Below are 17,142 nucleotides of genomic sequence, written 5' to 3'. Positions count from 1 at the left end.
TTAATGGATGTTTTTTTGCGTTGTGAATTTTGTGACCCATAAACCCAATTCAAATAACAACCACATTGGGACTGCAAGAGCAAGCATGCTAAAAACATCAGGAGGGGTAATAAACATTGCAATAAAAAAGAAGAATACAATGATGTGCTTACGATGTGCTTCTAGCTGTTGAATAGAAATAAGGCCAATAAAAATAAGAATATAAGTTAAAACTGGAATTTGAAATGCCAGACCAAAAGCTAGAAAAAGCTTTAAACAAAAATCCAGATAGCTATTGATATCCGTCATAGGTAACACATTATCGGGCGATGCCAATACGAAGAACTTTAAAGCAAGTGGCAAAATTAAAGTATAGGCAAACACAATTCCTAAATAAAATAAAAGGTTACTCGAAAGCACAAGTGCTATACCGAACCTTTTTTCTTTTTGATAAAGTGCGGGAGCGACAAATTGCCAAAATTGATAAAGAATAAAGGGAATGCTTAATAAAATCGCAAAATAAATATTGAGTTTAAATGGTGCTAAAAATGTACTCATCACATCTGTTGCAATCATGGTGGAGTTGCTAGGAAGCAATGAAATTAAGGGATGAGCAAGAAAATGGTAGTTCTTCTGAGCAAGCGGCAATAACAGTAAAAAAATCGCTAAAACTGCACCAATGCTATAGATCAGCCGTTTTCTTAATTCTTTTAAATGTTCGCTATATTTCATTTCAGTGAGGCTTTCACTGACAATATGTTCCGTCATGCGGCTTGATCCTCACTGAATTTATTGGCTATTTTAAAATGAGCTAAAAATGGTGTCTTTAACTCATCTTGTGAGTGGGTATAGATATAGTCGTTGATGCGCTGTGCTTTGGTTTTTTGTTCAATAGAAACAGATGTTTGTACATTTTCAATTTCTTGTTGCATGAGAGCGAGTTGCTGTTTGAGCTGCTCTTCATTTTGTTTTATTTTTTGCAGCTCTTCTTGCATAACTCTCTTAAGTTCGATCAGGTCAAGTTCGTTTTCGATATCATTTTGAATTTTACTAATTTGGTTTTTAACTGCTCTGTATTTGAGGAGGACTGATCTTAACGTGTGAGGAAGTTTTTCAGGTCCTAAAATAATAAGCGCAATAATTACAAAAGCTAATAACTCTCCAAAGCTGATATTAAACATAATAATAAATCACTCATATTTTATTTTGTTTTTCATTATGTGATTCAACTGGACTAATATCTTTGTATTGTTGGTTTTGCAATAATTTTTGATCGTCAGAATTAACGGAATCTTTAAAATCTTTAATTGCACCACCTAGGTCCTTACCTAGATTTTTTAATTTTGAAGTTCCAAATAATAAAATAACAATCACTGCAAACAGTAAAATATGCCAAATAGATAAACCCATTTTCTCTATCCTATATTAATTAAATGTAAATAATATTAATATCACGACATTATCTGTTTTCTAAATCATATTAATATCGATCAATATTCAAATTAATTATGCTGTGTGATCTAGCATATTAAGTGCCTGATTGCGAAAACCAAATAAAAGTTCACTTTCTTTATGACGAGGATGTGTCAGCGGAACATGAATAATTTCTTTAATTTTTCCTGGTCGGGCTGACATGACAATGACACGGTCTCCAAGATAGACAGCTTCTTCAATATCATGAGTGACTAAAATCATAGTGATTTTTTCGTGTTGCCAGATACGCTGAAGTTCAGCTTGTAAGTGACTCCGTGTGATGGCATCTAAAGCGCCAAAAGGCTCATCCAAAAGTAAAATATCGGGTTTATTGACGAGTCCACGGGCAATTGCAACACGTTGTGCCATGCCACCAGACAGCTCATGTGGATACGCCTTTTCAAAACCTTTCAGCCCGACAATTTCTATATGCTCATTTACCCGTAAATTTCGCTCTTCACGGGTGAGTGGAGTCTCTTCAAGTGCTAAATGGATATTTTCAAAAACAGTAAGCCATGGAAGTAATCGGTGTTCTTGAAAGATAAGACCGCGTTTTAAACCTGTACCTTTTATCTGGGTTTGATTCAATAAAATTTCACCATCATAGTCTTGATCTAATCCAGCAATAAGACGTAATAGTGTTGATTTTCCACAGCCACTACTGCCAACAATCGAGATAAATTCGCCTTGCTCAATGTTGAGGTTAATCCCATCTAAAACGGTCAAAGTATTTTGATCACGTTGAAAAGATTTATTGAGTTTTTTAATAGAAAGTAGTGAGAAAGACATATAAATTCCTAACAATATTTTTAAAAAGACAAATTAGGTACGCCATTGCAGCAGGCGTTTTGAAATAAGATGAATACTTGCTGTCATAAAGGCCCCACAAAGGGTAACCGTTATGGCGCAAACCAACAGAATATCCATTTCGGCATTAATCTCGGCTTTCATCATTAAGTTGCCGAGTCCTGCACCTGCATTAAATAGCAACTCACTTGCTGTAGTGGTGATCCAAGTAAAGGGCACCGCTAAATTTAGTCCAGTTAAAATATGGGGTAGGGCTTGAGGAAGGCGTATTTTTTTAAATTTGCGCCAGAATGAAAATTGATAAATACGTGCAATTTCATCGTATTTTGCATCATTGTGGCTAAGACCCTGAAATACATTAATCACTAATGGAAAAAAAGAGGCAAGCGCAATAATAAAGATTTTTGCTTCTTCTCCATTACCAAACCATAAGGCAATTAAAGGTGTTAAACCCAGTAACGGAACTTGTCGAATACTGTTAAATAGTGGAGAAACTAAAGCGTTTAAAACTTTTGAATAGGCAAGCAAAGTACCTAAAATTAATCCGCTTATCGAACCTAAGATGAATCCTATTCCAGCTTTTTTAAGACTTCCCCATGTGTTTAGCCACAATTCACCTGTTTCAAGCAATTTGATAAATGCGAAATAAATGTTTTGCAAAGGAACAAATGCATAGGCATGACTAGCACCTAAGCTTGAGTTGTATTGCCATAAGCTTAATAACAATAATGGCAGTACTAAGCCTTGTACTAAAATAATTGGCCGTTGCCATGTCTGTTTTAAAGTAAATGAACGCTGAGACATTATTTTCCCCCCGAACTAAGCGCAGGTGAGATAAAGCGTTGTTCCACTAAACGTAAAACTTTATCCAAACCAAACCCGACCACGCCTGTGATAAACACCCCAACCATCACAACATCTAAGCGCAACATTTGACGTCCTAGTTCCATCATTTGCCCAATACCCGTTCCAGCAGCCAGTAGTTCAACGGCAACTAAAATCAACCATGCACGACCAAGTGCAATTCGTAGCCCACCAATTAACGGCGGGAGTATGGATGGAAGAATAATAAGCCTGAGCCAAGCACGTGTTTTAAGCTGGTAGATTTGTCCTAATTCAATATATTTTTTGGGAATATTTTTGACTGCATCGGCCGTTGCTAACGCTATTGGAAAAAAGCAGGCCTTTATAATCAGTAAAATTTTAAATAATTCACCAATTCCAAAAACTAAAATAAAAATAGGAATAAGGACAAAGATTGGAATTTGATAAAAAACGTTAAATAAAATATAGGTGTAATTGCGAAAGAGAGTATTTGCCCCGTAGGCAATACCAAAAGCAATTGCGCTGATTGCTGCGATAGAAAATCCCAAAAACAGACGAGAAAGACTATCTTTGAGATGCATTTGAAGCTCACCGCTTTGTAACAACGCAATAAAAGTATTCCAGACAGTTTTAGGCGGCACCAAAATTTGGGTTGGGAAAATCTGTAAAGAACTAATCAAATGCCAAATGAGTAATACTAATAAGGGTGAAATCACAGAGAGCAGCCCATACACCTTTTTAGAAGAAAATTTCTTACGGAGTGGGGTTTTAAATAAAACATTATTTTGCTCAATAAGTGGCTTTACTAGTATTTTCATTGTCTAGTTTCCCTGCTTATTTGAAGCATGATTGGCCTGTAAATTTTGAATCGCTTGACGGGTAAACTTCGGATTCAACAGTTCATCTGCTTTGATTGGTGTTTGAATAAGCTGATTTTTCACTGCGTGATCAATGACTTTTGAATAATGCTGTTTCAAAAAGTCGACTTGATAGTCTGGAGACCAGTCTTGTTGCCATGTGCTTGCCGTATTCTGGCTTTCACGTTGAATCACACTAAGAGGTTGGCCAAACTTAGTTTGACTTTGCTGAAACTCATCTTGATGGTGCGCAATCCAGTCCATTGCACGTACTGTCGCATCAGCAAGTAATTGCGTGGTATCTGGATGTTGCTCAATATAACTTTTGCTACCCCAGAGTTCGGCACGCATTTTCCAGTCCGCTGGCAAAGATTGTGACGACCAAATAATTTTACCCAAATGGCGATCTTGTAAAGTAAGCGCATCGCTTAAGGTAAAAAAGGCATCTACACTTTTGGCAGATAAAGCAGCAGCCCCAGCTTGCGGGTTTAAATTCACAATTTGAAAGTCTTTTAGGCTTAATCCTTTACTTTGTATGAGTTGCCCAAAGTTAATTTCCCACGGACGGCCACGATGTAATGCAATTTTTTTACCTTTTAATTCTTCAATAGATTTAATAGGTGAATTTTCTGGAACGATAAGGTAGACGTTATTACCAATACCTCCGGGTACAACAATTTGTGTTTTAACGCCTGTGGCATTAAGGACTACAGCAGGAAGGTTTCCATAAAAAGCAAAATCGATTTTATTATTTAGAAAACTTTCATTAACCAGAGTTGCTACAGCAGCAGTGGTCACAGGTTCCCATTTCAATTCAATGTGATTTTGCTTTAATGCTTTTAGAAAAATTTGATCTTGTGAAATGAGTTGTGGCACACCAATAAAGTCCAAACTACCCGAAGTGCCATTAGCAACGACAGCAATTCGGAGTTGTTGCTGTTCAGACTGTTTTGGGGTGGTCTCTTCTGTTTTTTGTGCGCCACAAGCAACAAGACCCAAAAAACTAAAACCTAAAACTAGACGTGGAAAAATACGCATATCATCATAAGAATTAAAAAATATATGAGTATTGAGCAAGAACCACGCCAACAAAATTATCTTAAATAAATCAATAAATTATAATTTTTTATAATTATTATTGAGGTTAAATGCCGCCGTTGTGTTGTGATTGGGACACTCTTTAGCGTTTAAGTGTTGAAATATCAACACAGCTTTTAAACTCGATTTTTTAATATTTATATAAAACAGTAGTATAGCTAAAAATTAATTTAAAAAAATAACGGCATGATTCCTGCTCATAAGACTTATAACGAATTAAATATCGTCAAATCTTTAAATTATCGAGATTCATTATGTCAGTTGAGTTTTTATGGAGAATCCCTGTTCATGGGGATGGTCGTCGAGCACATCAATTACACACACGCGGTGAATGGAATCAATTAACTCCAGCAGTTCAATCTCCGCAACGTGTTGCGCCGCAACATGAAGATCAGTTATTTGCTTACTATGACTATGTCGAGCAAGTGGCGAAAGCAGCCGATATTGTTGGTTTTCATGGCGCACTCATTCCTGCTTTTCCACATACTGAAGAACCATGGGTGTTAGCGTCTGCACTTGCAAGAGAGACAAAAAGACTTCGTTTGCTCATCGCAATTCAGCCTTGGTTTATTCATCCTGCTTATGCAAGCCAAATGGCTGCAAGTTTGCAACGCTTAAGTCAGGGACGAGTAGAGTGGAATGTGATTTCAGGTGGAGGTGGTGCACAACAACGTGCGTATGGGGACTTTATTGAACATGATCAACGCTATGCACGGACCAACGAATTTTTAGAATTTGTGAAAGGTTATTCGCACCATGCACCTTTTAATTATGATGGAAAGTTTTTCCATGTTGAACAGGGCGGCCTGAAATACCCAATGAATCAATATGACGTTCCGCGTTTGTGGTTAGCAGGTGCGAGTGACGCTGCGTTACAAGTGGCAGGACGTCATGCCGATATTCATTTAACTTGGGGGGAGCCTGTAGACCAACAAAAGAAAGTGATTGAACAGGCTCAAAATTTCTTTGAGCAGAATTCGCCAGAACGAAAAGTTAAATTTGGCATGCGTATCGATATTTTAGCGCGACCTACTCAAGAACAAGCCTTTCAAGAGCTTAAACAAATGTATGAAACCATTGCTGTCGATAGTAATGCTTTTGAACGCAAAGACACTGAATCTGTAGGAGCAAAGCGCCAGCAAGCCTTAGCACAAGGCAACCGTTTTGAAGACCTATTTGTGAGTCCGAATGTGTGGGCGGGAATGTCAAATGTACGAGGTGGCCCAAACTGTATTTTAGTCGGGAGCTATGAGCAAGTCGCAGAACGTTTGCAAGAATATATTGATATTGGAGTGGGACATTTTATTCTAGCAAGTAACCCGCATTTAGAAGAAGCATATCGAGTGGCTGAAGAAGTCGTACCCTTAGTAGGATATAAATTAAAATAATAAACTTAGATCCCTTTGCGATATCAAAGGGATCTTGTTGTTTGAACAGCATAACACTGTCTGAAAACCAACATCTTTTGTATCAATCATTTAAAAAATACAAATTAAATTAATAAAAAATAATAACTTATAGTTTTGGCATGGCTTGTGCAATTTACGACTAAATCTTTTATTTTTAGTTTAAATTTTTATGCGTGATCAAATCTTTAATCCCCATAAGCGGGCTTTGCTCTTTGAGCAATTTGCGACAGTTGCAGCCACAACTGAAATTGCAGATCCATTTGCAAAGCATGATCAAGACGTTATTCAACCTGCTCCAGTGAAGTTGAATAAAGTCTTAATCGCAATTATTGCGGTTGCTTCAGCACATCTTGGAATTTGGTATGTCGCAAAACAATTGCCGACACCAGCTTTAGATATTCATAAACCCGAACCTGTGGTGATTGAAATCGTAAAACCGGTTGAACCACCTAAAGTAATTGAACCTAAAATTCCACCGATTACTGAAAAGCCAAAAGTTCCACCTGTGGTGGAAAAACCCAAGCCAATTCCCAAACAAGTGGAACAGCCAAAACCTGTCCAAAAAAGTGTGGAGCAACCTAAGCCAGCTGCAAAAGCAGTGGCTGAACCAACTCCACAAAAAGTTGCAGAACCTGTGGTCACAAAAGAAGTAGTCGCAGAACCGGTTAAAAAAGTGGCTGAGCCTGTAAAAGCGTCAGATGACAATTTACCTGTGACTGAAGCCAAAGGTTATGCCGGATATCTCAGTAACCCTGCACCTGAATACCCTGAACAAGCTTTAGAACGTGGTTGGGAAGGCTCTGTCATTTTACGGGTCAAAGTATTAGCAAATGGCAGCCCGGATACAGTCAGTGTCAAGCAAAGTAGTGGCAAAAAGCTTCTAGACAGTGCTGCCGTAAGAACAGTAAAGCAATGGAAATTTTCACCTGCGCTAAAAGGGAAAACCCCTGTAGAAGGCTGGGTCGATGTTCCAATTCATTATCAATTACCGAAATAAAATTTAAATTAAGAGGATATTTTCATGTCAGATATTAATTCATTGATCCATGACGGCACGATCTGGTTATTAGTTGCTTTCTCAATTGTGACTTGGGTGTTGATTGTGGTTAAAGTGGTCCAGACGCAGCGAGCAACAAAACAAAGTAAGCTTTTTGTAGAAGAGTTTTGGAAGGCAAAAAACTTATCAGATGCAGTAACTAAGTCTGAACTTGGTGAAGGCCCAGCAGCTCGAGTAGCTAACACTGGTTTTCAGACTTTAATTGAAGCAGATGAAAAGACGCATCAAGACTTACAAAACAGTTGGAGCCGTCAGGACTTATTAGAGCGCCATTTAAGTAAACAAGTTCTAACTGAGCGCCGCCAATTAGAAAAAGGTTCAGCTTTACTGGCTTCTATTGGAAATAACGCACCGTTCATTGGTCTGTTCGGTACAGTATTTGGGATTATTCATGCATTACAAGCGATTGCTCATTCAGGTAATGCCAGCATGGATGTCGTTGCAGGACCAATTGGAGAGGCGTTAGTTGCAACAGGTATTGGTATTGCAGTTGCTGTACCTGCGGTACTTGCCTATAACTACTTTGTGCGTAAAGTAAAAACAATTGGCGCAGATCTTGATGATTTTGCAACGGACTTCGTGAGCCTGAATCAAAAAGCAGGATTCCAACTACCAACTGCAAAAAAGGGTACGACTGGTAATACGGCGCTTAAAGATACTTCTGCTAAAGAAGTGAAAGAGAAAGGAGTGTTTGCATAATGGCAATTTCTACCTCTCAAGAAGACGATGTCGTCAGTGAAATTAATATTACGCCGCTAGTCGATGTCATGTTGGTCTTACTCATCGTCTTCATTGTGACAGCTCCTTTGTTAACAAATACGGTGAAAGTGAACTTACCAAAAGCAGCTCCAACTCAATCTACAGATCAAAACAAAGCTGTGGTGATTAGTGTAAATCCGCAAGGTGAAATATTCCTTGATAAAGATAAGGTGACACTTGCGAACTTTGAACAAGAAATAAAGTCACGCAAAAGCAGTAACCCTAAATTAGCATTAAATTTAAATGCTGATGAGACTGTACCTTATGGAACAGTTGCAAAATTATTGGCAAGTATTGAACGTGTAGGTGTAGATAAGCTCTCTGTGATTACAGTGCCTAAATAATTAGGCCTCCATAAAAAAAGCTGCTTCGGCAGCTTTTTTTATGGTGCGGTTACAGATGAGTATTAAGCTTTCCAGAGTTTTTCAAAGCGCCATGTCGGAAAAATTGTATGTTCAGGAGCTAAACCACCAATATTTTTAGCTGCTGCGTCAATCGTATGGCTAAATCCCCAAATGAGCATTCCACCACGTTCATGTTGAATTTTTTGTGCTTGCGCCAAATGGATTTTGCGTTTGGCTAAATCAGGCTCTGCCAGTGCTTTAAAAAATAACTCACTATATTCAGGGTCTTTAAAGTTCACACGATTCGTTGTAGAAATGGGTGCATCATTAACAACGGCAGTCGATAAATATGGTGTGCCGACATTGGTTGCATTACTCGATAGCTGCCACTTACTGCGGTCAGGGCCATTAAACGTTGCAAAATCCACTTGTTTAACTCGAATATTCACATTGGCTTGTTTCGCTTGCTCGGCAAAAATTAATGCAGGTTGAGCACTACTTACTGGGGTAACAAGTTCTACACTCAAACCATCTTTAAAACCTGCTTGGGCTAATAGATTTTTTGCCTCGGCAATATTTTGTTGGCGCTGCGGCAAATTGAGAAAAGCAGGGTCTTGCGGCGAATAAAGATCGTTGGCGATTCGACCTTGTCCATTTAAGCCTCGCTGTACCAACTCCTCTCGGTTTGCAATCAAACGAAATGCCTGACGCACTCTAGGGTCATTAAACGGCGCTTGTTGAGTATTAAAGTCAAAACTATTATGCGTATTGGTCGCAGAGCGTATGGTTTGAATGTGTTTTGCTTGCTCCAAAATTTTAATATATTCGGGCGAAATCGCATTTGCTACATCAATTTGTCCAGCCAATAAAGCATTTAATCGAGAGACCTGATCTTTAAAATCAATCACTTCAAAACTATCTGCATAAGGTTTGTCTGCTTTAAAGTAGTTATTAAAACGGGTAAAAACAGAACGCTGCCCCGGAATAAACTCTTTGACTTTATATGGACCAGCTCCGACTGGATTATGAATAGGGTCGAAGTCAGTCGGTACAATTCCTCCAAAGTTTACCCAAGTTTCAGGCAGTGCAACAAAACCGGGAATCGTACTAATAAAAGGAATACGAACAGTATATTCATCTAGTTTTTGAATACGATCTCGGTCAATCCACTGCACCAGATTACGAAATGGTGAAGCGAGTTTAGGGTCTGTTAGGCGTTTCACTGAAAAGATCACATCATCAGCAGTAATGGTTTTACCGTGATGAAATTCTAAGCCTTTGCGTAAACGGATGGTCCATTCGCTTGCATTGTGATTAGGTTCTGCAAACTCCGCTAAAGCAAGTCGGGGAAGCATATTTTCATCCCATTCCCATAACTTATTATAAATAGCGAAACCTCGTGTAATACCACTTCCCGATGCTGACAGATGAGGATCTAGACTGCCTGATTGTTGTCCTCCAATTAGACCCAAGCGTATAACACCTCCATGCTTTGGCGTTGCTGAAGAGGTAGTTTTTGATTCGTTACTATTATCTGGAGAGGGGCCACAACCTGATAAACTGCCCAACAAAGAGACGCCACCTAGCGCCGTGAGACTTTGTGTTAAAAATTTTCGACGTGATAACTGAAATGTTTGATTTGTCATTATAAATACCTGATTAGATCTTCATCCTCTAAGGTATTGCAGAATAAATGCCAATATTTTTATATAATTTTAATATATTTATCAAATGCTTATATAATTATTGTTTTTGGTGAGTGTCTCTATTTCAACAGCTTTGTTGAAAAAATAAACATGAATAGAATTGATAAGTAAACAATGAGAAATTAAAAATAAATAAATCAAATTGTTAGATTGAGTTATTTGGCGATTCAATGGTTGGCATAGGCTTTGCGTAACGCATTGTAAATTTACTTTACTGAGTGTGATATGAGACAGCCTTTTCAATTAAAACCTTTAGTTATTGCGCTTAGCGTATTAGGGGCGACTTTACCGTTATATGTTTTTGCCGAAGAAACGCCACAGCAAGCAGGTGATTCTGAAAGTGATGTAATTACTTTGTCCGATGTAGTCGTTACTGGAGCAGCTAAGAAAACCACCGTAGTTCCCAAACGCAAAGTTACCTCAATTTATGGAACGGATAGCTCTGTATTGGATACCCCGCGTGTAGTATCGCAAGTGTCAGAACAACAATTTAGAGAAGATGTTATTCGCAGTGCGGATGATCTCGTCAAATATGCACCGAGTATTACGCGAGGCGGGGGACAAAATGCTAACTTTGCTCCACAAATTCGTGGACAGAACTCGGAAGTTTTTCAAGATAGTCAACGCATTTACAGTACTCGCCATCCAACCAATCTCAATGCTTATGAAGGAGCCGATATTGTGGCAGGGCCAACAGGTGTAATTTTTGCACCTACTTCAGGTTCTGGCGGATATATTAACTACCTGACAAAAAAGCCTAATTTTAATAAAGCCGAAACCAATATCTCTGGGATGGTAGGTTCCATTTACTCAGGTAAAGGAGCAGAGCCTAATTTCTCTGTCAGTATTGATCATACGGCCCCGATTTCAAAAGAATTAGCATTTCGCGTGAGTGCAACAGCACAAAAGACAGATGACTATTATGACAATGTGAAAAATAACTTTAATGCATTTTATGGAGCACTTGCTTGGCGCCCAAATGATCGTTTAAGGGTAGATTGGAATATCAGTTACGATGACTATTACGATTTTAATGTGACGCATGGCTGGAATAGAGCATCGCAACAATCGGTTGATAATGGCCTTTATTACAAAGGTAGAGCTACGCCTATTATTCAAAACGGTTCGACTTTTTGGTCTCCTGTATTTGAATCGGGTGCGGCAAATTCTAAAGTCATTGGTTGGCAAACTCGTCAGAAGAACGATAAAAACCAATATGTTGCCGTTGGTGGAGTTCAGACCACGCCGTTACCGAACTCAACTGCGGATCAAGCAGGAACCATTAAAGGTTGGGTCTATGATCCATCAATCCCCGGTAATGAATTGGTCAAGCTAGATGATAATGTTTCAGGACGTAGTGAAGATAAAAATAGTGCCAAGCGATTTAGCACTCAATTAAAAGTAATTAAAGATTTAAATGACCATTGGTCTATTGCAAACAGTACGCTCTATCAAAATAACAAAGATTTAGGCGACTCTGTTGGAAGCTTTTTTACAGATTTAGATCATGAGTTAATTGATAACCGACTAGAATTTTTAGGTGACTATGATTTTGAAATAGCTGGCGTAAAAATTAATAATAAAAGCAGTACCGGAGGAACATATCGTCATGAGAAGTTTACCTCTTTAGCTGCAAATAATAGTTTTAATATTAATCCTTATGATTTAACCAATGATCCATCGCAGAAGAACCCTGGTGATTTACTGGGGTTGATTAATAATAGCGGTTCAACAGGGGGTTGGATTGGACAAGCCGGAGTGCCTCAATATTCTCAATATTTTGGCTATTTAAATTTGCCGCGCATGTACCCAATTGGAAATGGTTTATATGCTGAAAAAGGTGGCTTTCCACCGAATGGAGGAGGCGCTGTCTATACGGGCTCTGGTTTCTGGGATACGTTGAGTGTGTTCACACAACAAAACTTTACCTTTAACGATGTATTCGGTATTAATTTAGGCATTAACCATAGTTCTGTAAGAGCAAAACTTGAAAACCCACTTGTTTTAACCCCAACAGATGTCCGTTCTTCGAGTGATAAATATAGTCTATTGAGCTATCAACTGAGTACGTTTATTAAGCCTACTGCGAAAAGCACACTCTATTTTACCTATGACAAAAGCACTGCATTAAATACGGGAGTATTTGGGCCTTTCTTGATTTGGGGTGCAGGAAATCAACTTAATCCTTTAGCTTTTGACAGTCAAAGTGAGCTAAAAGAAGTAGGATTTAAATATGAACCTATTACTGACCAGTTATTTTTAACCCTAAGTGGATTTGAACAAAAACGAGATCTATCGCCTGATACCAACGGAAATATGGCTCGCTTTGAAATAAAAGGTATTGAGTCATCATTAAGATGGCAACTTCAAAAAAATATAGCAATTGGGGGAAATTTCACTTATTTAGATGCTGAATACAGCTCTATTATACCTGCTGGTTTTTCACCATTTGGCTTTCATGCGGACAATGCTACGGTTTGGGGAGACAATAACGCTTTAAACCAACGTAAAGCCGGACGTTATGATGCAGCAGGAATTCCCAAGTACTCTGCAAGTGCTTATGTAGATTACCAGCATCAGTCTGGTTTTGGAGTTAACCTTTCGGGATGGTGGACAAGCTACTGGTACACAAACTTAAGTCAAACCGTGAAAGTACCAAATAACTATAATCTGGACTTAGGTCTTTATTATCGCCAGCCACAGTGGACGGTGGGCCTTAACATTCTTAACCTAACCAATGAACGAAATTTTGTGAATGGTTTGGCAGGATCAAATAGCGAGTTTTTACAACCCATGCGTCCTCTGACTGTACAAGGTCAATTTAGTTATAAATTTTAAACCCAATCAATCATTTCCAAGAATCTTAAAAAGCCATACATCTGTATGGCTTTATTATTAATACGGGATATAAAACACGTTAAATCGTGAATGTTGAAATAACAACAATAATACCTTTCAGACTGTCTATCTATCAGCAGCATTGAATCATTTTTATTTTTAATTTTTCATTAAATATTTGAAATTATTCAAATAAATTAAATGGCATAGAAGTTGCCAATATAAGAATAGATTTATTTAAATGGAGTCACCATGTTTAAGGTTACAAAAATTAGGCAGAGTATTTTAACTGCTATGTGGGGAGTAACGGCGAGTGTTTCGACATTAGCTTTAGCGAACGATGATGCTGATGCAATTCCTGCTGAGCAACAAGCTCAAGTGGTAAATGCTAAAGATGTAAAAAAACTAGGCGATGTCATCGTTACTGCACAATATCGCGCACAAAACATACAAAAAGTTCCGACTGCAATTACAGCGATTTCAGGCAAAGATTTGGCCGCGAAAGGCTCAACATTTATTGGCGATGTTTTAACTTATACGCCCAATGCAGCAGCTGAAAACCCAGATGGCGATAGCCGTCCACGTTGGTATATTCGTGGTCTAGGAACTGGCGACGTAGCCGCCTCTACAGTTTTTCCAGTCGGTATTTATGCAGATGGGGTTTATTTAAATGCACCTGTTGCTGGTGCTGGAGATTTATTCGATTTAGAACGTATTGAGGTTCTACGTGGTCCACAAGGCACGCTTTACGGTAAAAACACCACGGCTGGTGCGGTGAATTACATTTCACGAAAACCTGTTTTTACAGATAAACCGACCGGTTATGGAACAATAGGAATAGGTGACCATAATCTTCGTACTTTTGAAGGCGCCGTGAACGGGGCTATATCAGATAACGTTGCCGTACGAGGAGCATTTTATTCAGAAGACCGCGATGGCTATGCAAAAAATTTAGCCAATGGTGAAAATTACGGGGATGTAGATAAAAAATCATTCCGATTCCAGATATTAGGAAAAATTAATGATGATTGGAATGCTTTAGTCAATCTACATAGCCAAACTTATAATGGTCTTGGTAATAATGGCTCTTTAAGTATTGGAAAATACTGGGGTGTTTATGAAAGACCACAAGGCCGAGATACAAATTTAGACTTACCTGAAAGTAATAAAATCCAACATGACGGCGCTTCACTCACCTTAACAGGAGATTTAGGCGGCGGTCATACTTTTACATCCATTACAGCGTTTGATAAAACCACTCAAAAATCTATTTCTGATGGTGACTATACGCCTTACGATGTAGCAAGAAGCTATAGCGATAATGAGTGGCGCCAATATAGCCAAGAGTTTCGTGTTTCTTCTGATGCTGAAAAAAGACTTAGTTGGATCGCAGGTTTTCACTTCTTTAATGAAGATTTAGACTCAACAGGCGTAAGTGCGCGAGTAAATAAAACATTACCGAATGGCGCTCCAGCTCAAACAGCAGGAACTCCAGCTTTTAGAGATATTACCTATAACCAGACCACACAAAGTTTTGCCTTGTTTGGTAACAGTACCTATAAATTTACCGATAAATTTAAAGTAACAGGTGGTCTACGCTGGACAAGTGAAGAAAAAGATATTGATCTAGATCTTGTTCAAATTACCTCGGGCGATTACACCAAAGGCAGTTGGTGGCAAAAGGACGGGTACAGTAATGCGGTTTATAACCCAGCGCCGAATGCAAATGGTTCAACAAGTCGTAAAAAGAGATGGAATGAGCTGACTTACGATATTACGCCAGAATATGAAATCACTCCTGATATCAACACATACTTCCGTTTTGCTCGAGGTTTCCGTTCAGGTGGTTTTAACACTGGACTTTCTAGTAGCCTGACGCAACTTGCAGATGTTAACCCTGAATATTTAAATAGCTATGAGCTAGGTTTGAAGTCTAGCTTGTTACAAGGCAATTTAACCGCCAATGCCAATATTTTCTATTATGACTACAAAGATATTCAAACAAATTTATTGGTTGCGACAGAAGGACAAGGTGGAGGAGTAACCTCAGTTCTAGCAAATGGACCTAAGGCAGAAGTAAAAGGTGCAGAATTAGAACTAGATTATTTAGCTACCGATAACTTACGCCTACGTTTTGCAGGTGCTTATTTAGACAGTGAATACACCGACTTTGTTGATAAAAACCCAGTAACCAATGTCGTAAATGCTGACAATACAGGTAACAGCTTGGTTCGTTCTCCAAAGTACACCATCGGTTTAGGGGGTGAATATACCTTTAATCTTGATAGTGGAGCACGAGTCATCGTGGGCACAGATGCAAAATATCGTGACCGTGAATTTTTCTTAGTCAATCGTCAAGATTATTCTGTTGACCCAATCTTGAGTCAAAAAGGGTACACCTTATGGAACGCGAACGTTGGGTATATCAGCGCAAATAATAAATACCAAGTTAATGCTTACGTTAAAAACTTGCTAGACGAAGAATATCAAGTTCATGGGCGACCAAATGGTCCTGCTGGACAATATGTCTTAACCTATGGAAACCCACGTCAAGTTGGTGTTTCTCTCACTGCAAAATTCTAAGCTTTGCTTTACGGAGAAAATAATGGGAATTGAATTTTTTACACGTTTACCACTTCATGGCGAAACAGAATTTTTACCCGGTGACCCACGTAATCGCGGTGATTGGGCCAATATTGAAAATGTTGAAAATACCGGAGCTGTTTCGAACTATGAAGTAGGTGATGACTTTACCTATATTGATTACTTAAGTCAGGTAGCGCGGGCAGCAGAAATTAATGGTTTTGCTGGTGCACTCATGGTGAACGCACCAACGGGTGAAGAGCCTTGGACAGTATGTTCATTGCTGGCAAGAGAAACCAAAAAACTTAACTTTGTGACTGCATTTCAGGCTTATCATTTTAGTCCATATAATGCTGTACAAACTGCGGCAACTTATCAGCGTGCAACGGGCAATCGACTGGTTTGGAATATTATTAATGGCGGCTCGGAAGTCATTCAACGTCAAGTAGGCGATAACTTACCTCACGATGAACGTTATGCACGTGCTACAGAATTTCTAGATGTTGTAAAAGGATATTGGAATAATCCTTCATTTCACTATAAAGGAAAGTACTATTCGGCAGAAGGCGGTGGTCTAAAATATCCACTGAATAAAGCAAGCCTTCCAATTATTTGCACAGCAGGTTCTTCGGAAGCTGCTCGCGAGTTTGGAGCAAAACATGCCGACTATTATTTAATGCGAGCTGAAAAACCAGAAGAAATTGCCGCATTGATTGCAGACGTACGTGCTCGTGCAAAAAAGTATGGTCGTGAAAATATAAAATTTGGTCTATCGATCGATACCATTGCTCGCCGTACTGAACAAGAAGCGTTGGCAGAGGCACAGCGCTTTCTCGATGAAGCTGCTGAAAAGCAACGTTTACACGCGGCGGCAGCCCATGCGGGTTTACGCTCAGCGCGGGTATTAAGCTTTGAAAAAGAGTATGCCGAAAAAGATGGCAGTAAAAATGTTAGCGACTTTTTCATTCATCCAAATGTTTGGTCTGGATTTGGATATATTGGTGTGCCACCTGGTGTTGCTTTAGTGGGGAGTTACCAGCAGATTATTGAGCGTATTGAAGAATACAATAGCATTGGCATAGAGTTATTTTTTCTTGCAGGCTATCCACATCTTGAAGAGTCATACCGTCTTGGTGAACACGTTCTTCCGCACTTTAAAAAACAACGTGCTCGATTACAGCCTACGGTAGCTAGCCCAGAGTTTGATATTGCGCTTTAAAGTTTAAATGTTCTTTAAATAAGCCTGATTAGTAAGCTAGTTAGGCTTATTTACTTTTTGTTCCTTTTACGCGTTTGATCTTTTATGAAAGGTTTATACAAGAATTCTTATCTTTATCTCTTATTTATAAATATAAATATTTTCTGATCTTTGTACCTGTGTAGACAGTTAAACAAAACATCTCTCTT

General features: G+C 38.7%; 15 protein-coding genes. 7 read left to right on the top strand and 8 right to left on the bottom strand.

Annotated elements, in window-relative coordinates; genetic code table 11:
- The 7 genes from tatC to QLG01_RS13745 form a co-directional block, all read right to left on the bottom strand.
- Positions 1-747, bottom strand: a complete 747-nt coding sequence (gene tatC, locus QLG01_RS13775; protein WP_045432324.1) for a twin-arginine translocase subunit TatC — start codon at positions 745-747, stop codon at positions 1-3.
- Positions 744-1,160, bottom strand: coding sequence for a Sec-independent protein translocase protein TatB (gene tatB / locus QLG01_RS13770; RefSeq protein ID WP_282496725.1), 417 nt, complete (start codon positions 1,158-1,160; stop codon positions 744-746). Before tatB ends, tatC begins: the two co-directional genes overlap by 4 nt.
- Positions 1,161-1,173: 13 nt before the next feature.
- The gene (locus tag QLG01_RS13765) at positions 1,174-1,389 is read right to left on the bottom strand and encodes a Sec-independent protein translocase subunit TatA (RefSeq protein WP_005040670.1); all 216 of its coding nucleotides are present in this window, start codon (positions 1,387-1,389) and stop codon (positions 1,174-1,176) included.
- A 96-nt stretch (positions 1,390-1,485) separates the two neighbouring features.
- On the bottom strand, positions 1,486-2,256 hold the full coding sequence (locus tag QLG01_RS13760) for an ABC transporter ATP-binding protein (protein WP_282496724.1): 771 nt from the start codon (positions 2,254-2,256) through the stop codon (positions 1,486-1,488).
- Between the two features lie 18 nt (positions 2,257-2,274).
- Positions 2,275-3,063: an ABC transporter permease gene (locus QLG01_RS13755; protein WP_282496723.1), complete on the bottom strand. Its 789-nt coding sequence runs from the start codon at positions 3,061-3,063 to the stop codon at positions 2,275-2,277.
- The gene (locus tag QLG01_RS13750; protein ID WP_233929608.1) at positions 3,063-3,902 is read right to left on the bottom strand and encodes an ABC transporter permease; all 840 of its coding nucleotides are present in this window, start codon (positions 3,900-3,902) and stop codon (positions 3,063-3,065) included. Before QLG01_RS13750 ends, QLG01_RS13755 begins: the two co-directional genes overlap by 1 nt.
- 3 nt (positions 3,903-3,905) lie before the next feature.
- A complete protein-coding gene (locus QLG01_RS13745; RefSeq protein WP_250375715.1) occupies positions 3,906-4,979 on the bottom strand; it encodes an ABC transporter substrate-binding protein in 1,074 nt (357 codons plus the stop codon).
- A 314-nt stretch (positions 4,980-5,293) separates the two neighbouring features.
- Between QLG01_RS13745 and QLG01_RS13740 the strand changes: the two genes are divergently transcribed.
- The 4 genes from QLG01_RS13740 to QLG01_RS13725 all read left to right on the top strand — a co-directional run bounded on the left by QLG01_RS13740 (position 5,294) and on the right by QLG01_RS13725 (position 8,608).
- Positions 5,294-6,427 carry an LLM class flavin-dependent oxidoreductase gene (locus QLG01_RS13740; protein WP_199943075.1) on the top strand — a complete coding sequence of 378 codons (1,134 nt, stop codon included), beginning with the start codon at positions 5,294-5,296 and terminating at the stop codon, positions 6,425-6,427.
- A 190-nt stretch (positions 6,428-6,617) separates the two neighbouring features.
- Positions 6,618-7,445: an energy transducer TonB gene (locus tag QLG01_RS13735; protein WP_199943076.1), complete on the top strand. Its 828-nt coding sequence runs from the start codon at positions 6,618-6,620 to the stop codon at positions 7,443-7,445.
- A gap of 24 nt (positions 7,446-7,469) precedes the next feature.
- Positions 7,470-8,204, top strand: a complete 735-nt coding sequence (locus QLG01_RS13730; RefSeq protein ID WP_005040660.1) for a MotA/TolQ/ExbB proton channel family protein — start codon at positions 7,470-7,472, stop codon at positions 8,202-8,204.
- Entirely contained in the window at positions 8,204-8,608 is a 405-nt protein-coding gene (locus QLG01_RS13725; RefSeq protein ID WP_001018517.1) for a biopolymer transporter ExbD, read from the top strand. Before QLG01_RS13730 ends, QLG01_RS13725 begins: the two co-directional genes overlap by 1 nt.
- Positions 8,609-8,670: 62 nt before the next feature.
- Here QLG01_RS13725 and QLG01_RS13720 read toward each other — a convergent pair whose 3' ends face one another.
- Positions 8,671-10,254 (bottom strand): ABC transporter substrate-binding protein, encoded by a 1,584-nt coding sequence (locus tag QLG01_RS13720; RefSeq protein ID WP_049064044.1) that lies wholly within the window; start codon positions 10,252-10,254, stop codon positions 8,671-8,673.
- 285 nt (positions 10,255-10,539) lie between these two features.
- On the opposite strand from QLG01_RS13720, the gene QLG01_RS13715 reads away from it, so the two are divergent.
- The 3 genes from QLG01_RS13715 (at position 10,540) to QLG01_RS13705 (ending at position 16,954) form a co-directional block, all read left to right on the top strand.
- Positions 10,540-13,152, top strand: a complete 2,613-nt coding sequence (locus QLG01_RS13715; RefSeq protein ID WP_282496722.1) for a TonB-dependent receptor plug domain-containing protein — start codon at positions 10,540-10,542, stop codon at positions 13,150-13,152.
- Between the two features lie 252 nt (positions 13,153-13,404).
- Positions 13,405-15,735 carry a TonB-dependent receptor gene (locus tag QLG01_RS13710; RefSeq protein WP_348994505.1) on the top strand — a complete coding sequence of 777 codons (2,331 nt, stop codon included), beginning with the start codon at positions 13,405-13,407 and terminating at the stop codon, positions 15,733-15,735.
- A 22-nt stretch (positions 15,736-15,757) separates the two neighbouring features.
- Positions 15,758-16,954 (top strand): LLM class flavin-dependent oxidoreductase, encoded by a 1,197-nt coding sequence (locus QLG01_RS13705; protein ID WP_282496721.1) that lies wholly within the window; start codon positions 15,758-15,760, stop codon positions 16,952-16,954.
- Positions 16,955-17,142: the final 188 nt, after the last annotated feature.

The sequence above is a fragment of the Acinetobacter sp. V89_4 genome, assembly GCF_029967875.1.
GTDB classification, from domain to species: Bacteria; Pseudomonadota; Gammaproteobacteria; order Pseudomonadales; family Moraxellaceae; genus Acinetobacter; species Acinetobacter oleivorans.
Note: the sequence above shows the minus strand (reverse complement) of the source record. Positions and strands in the feature narration are given on the sequence as shown.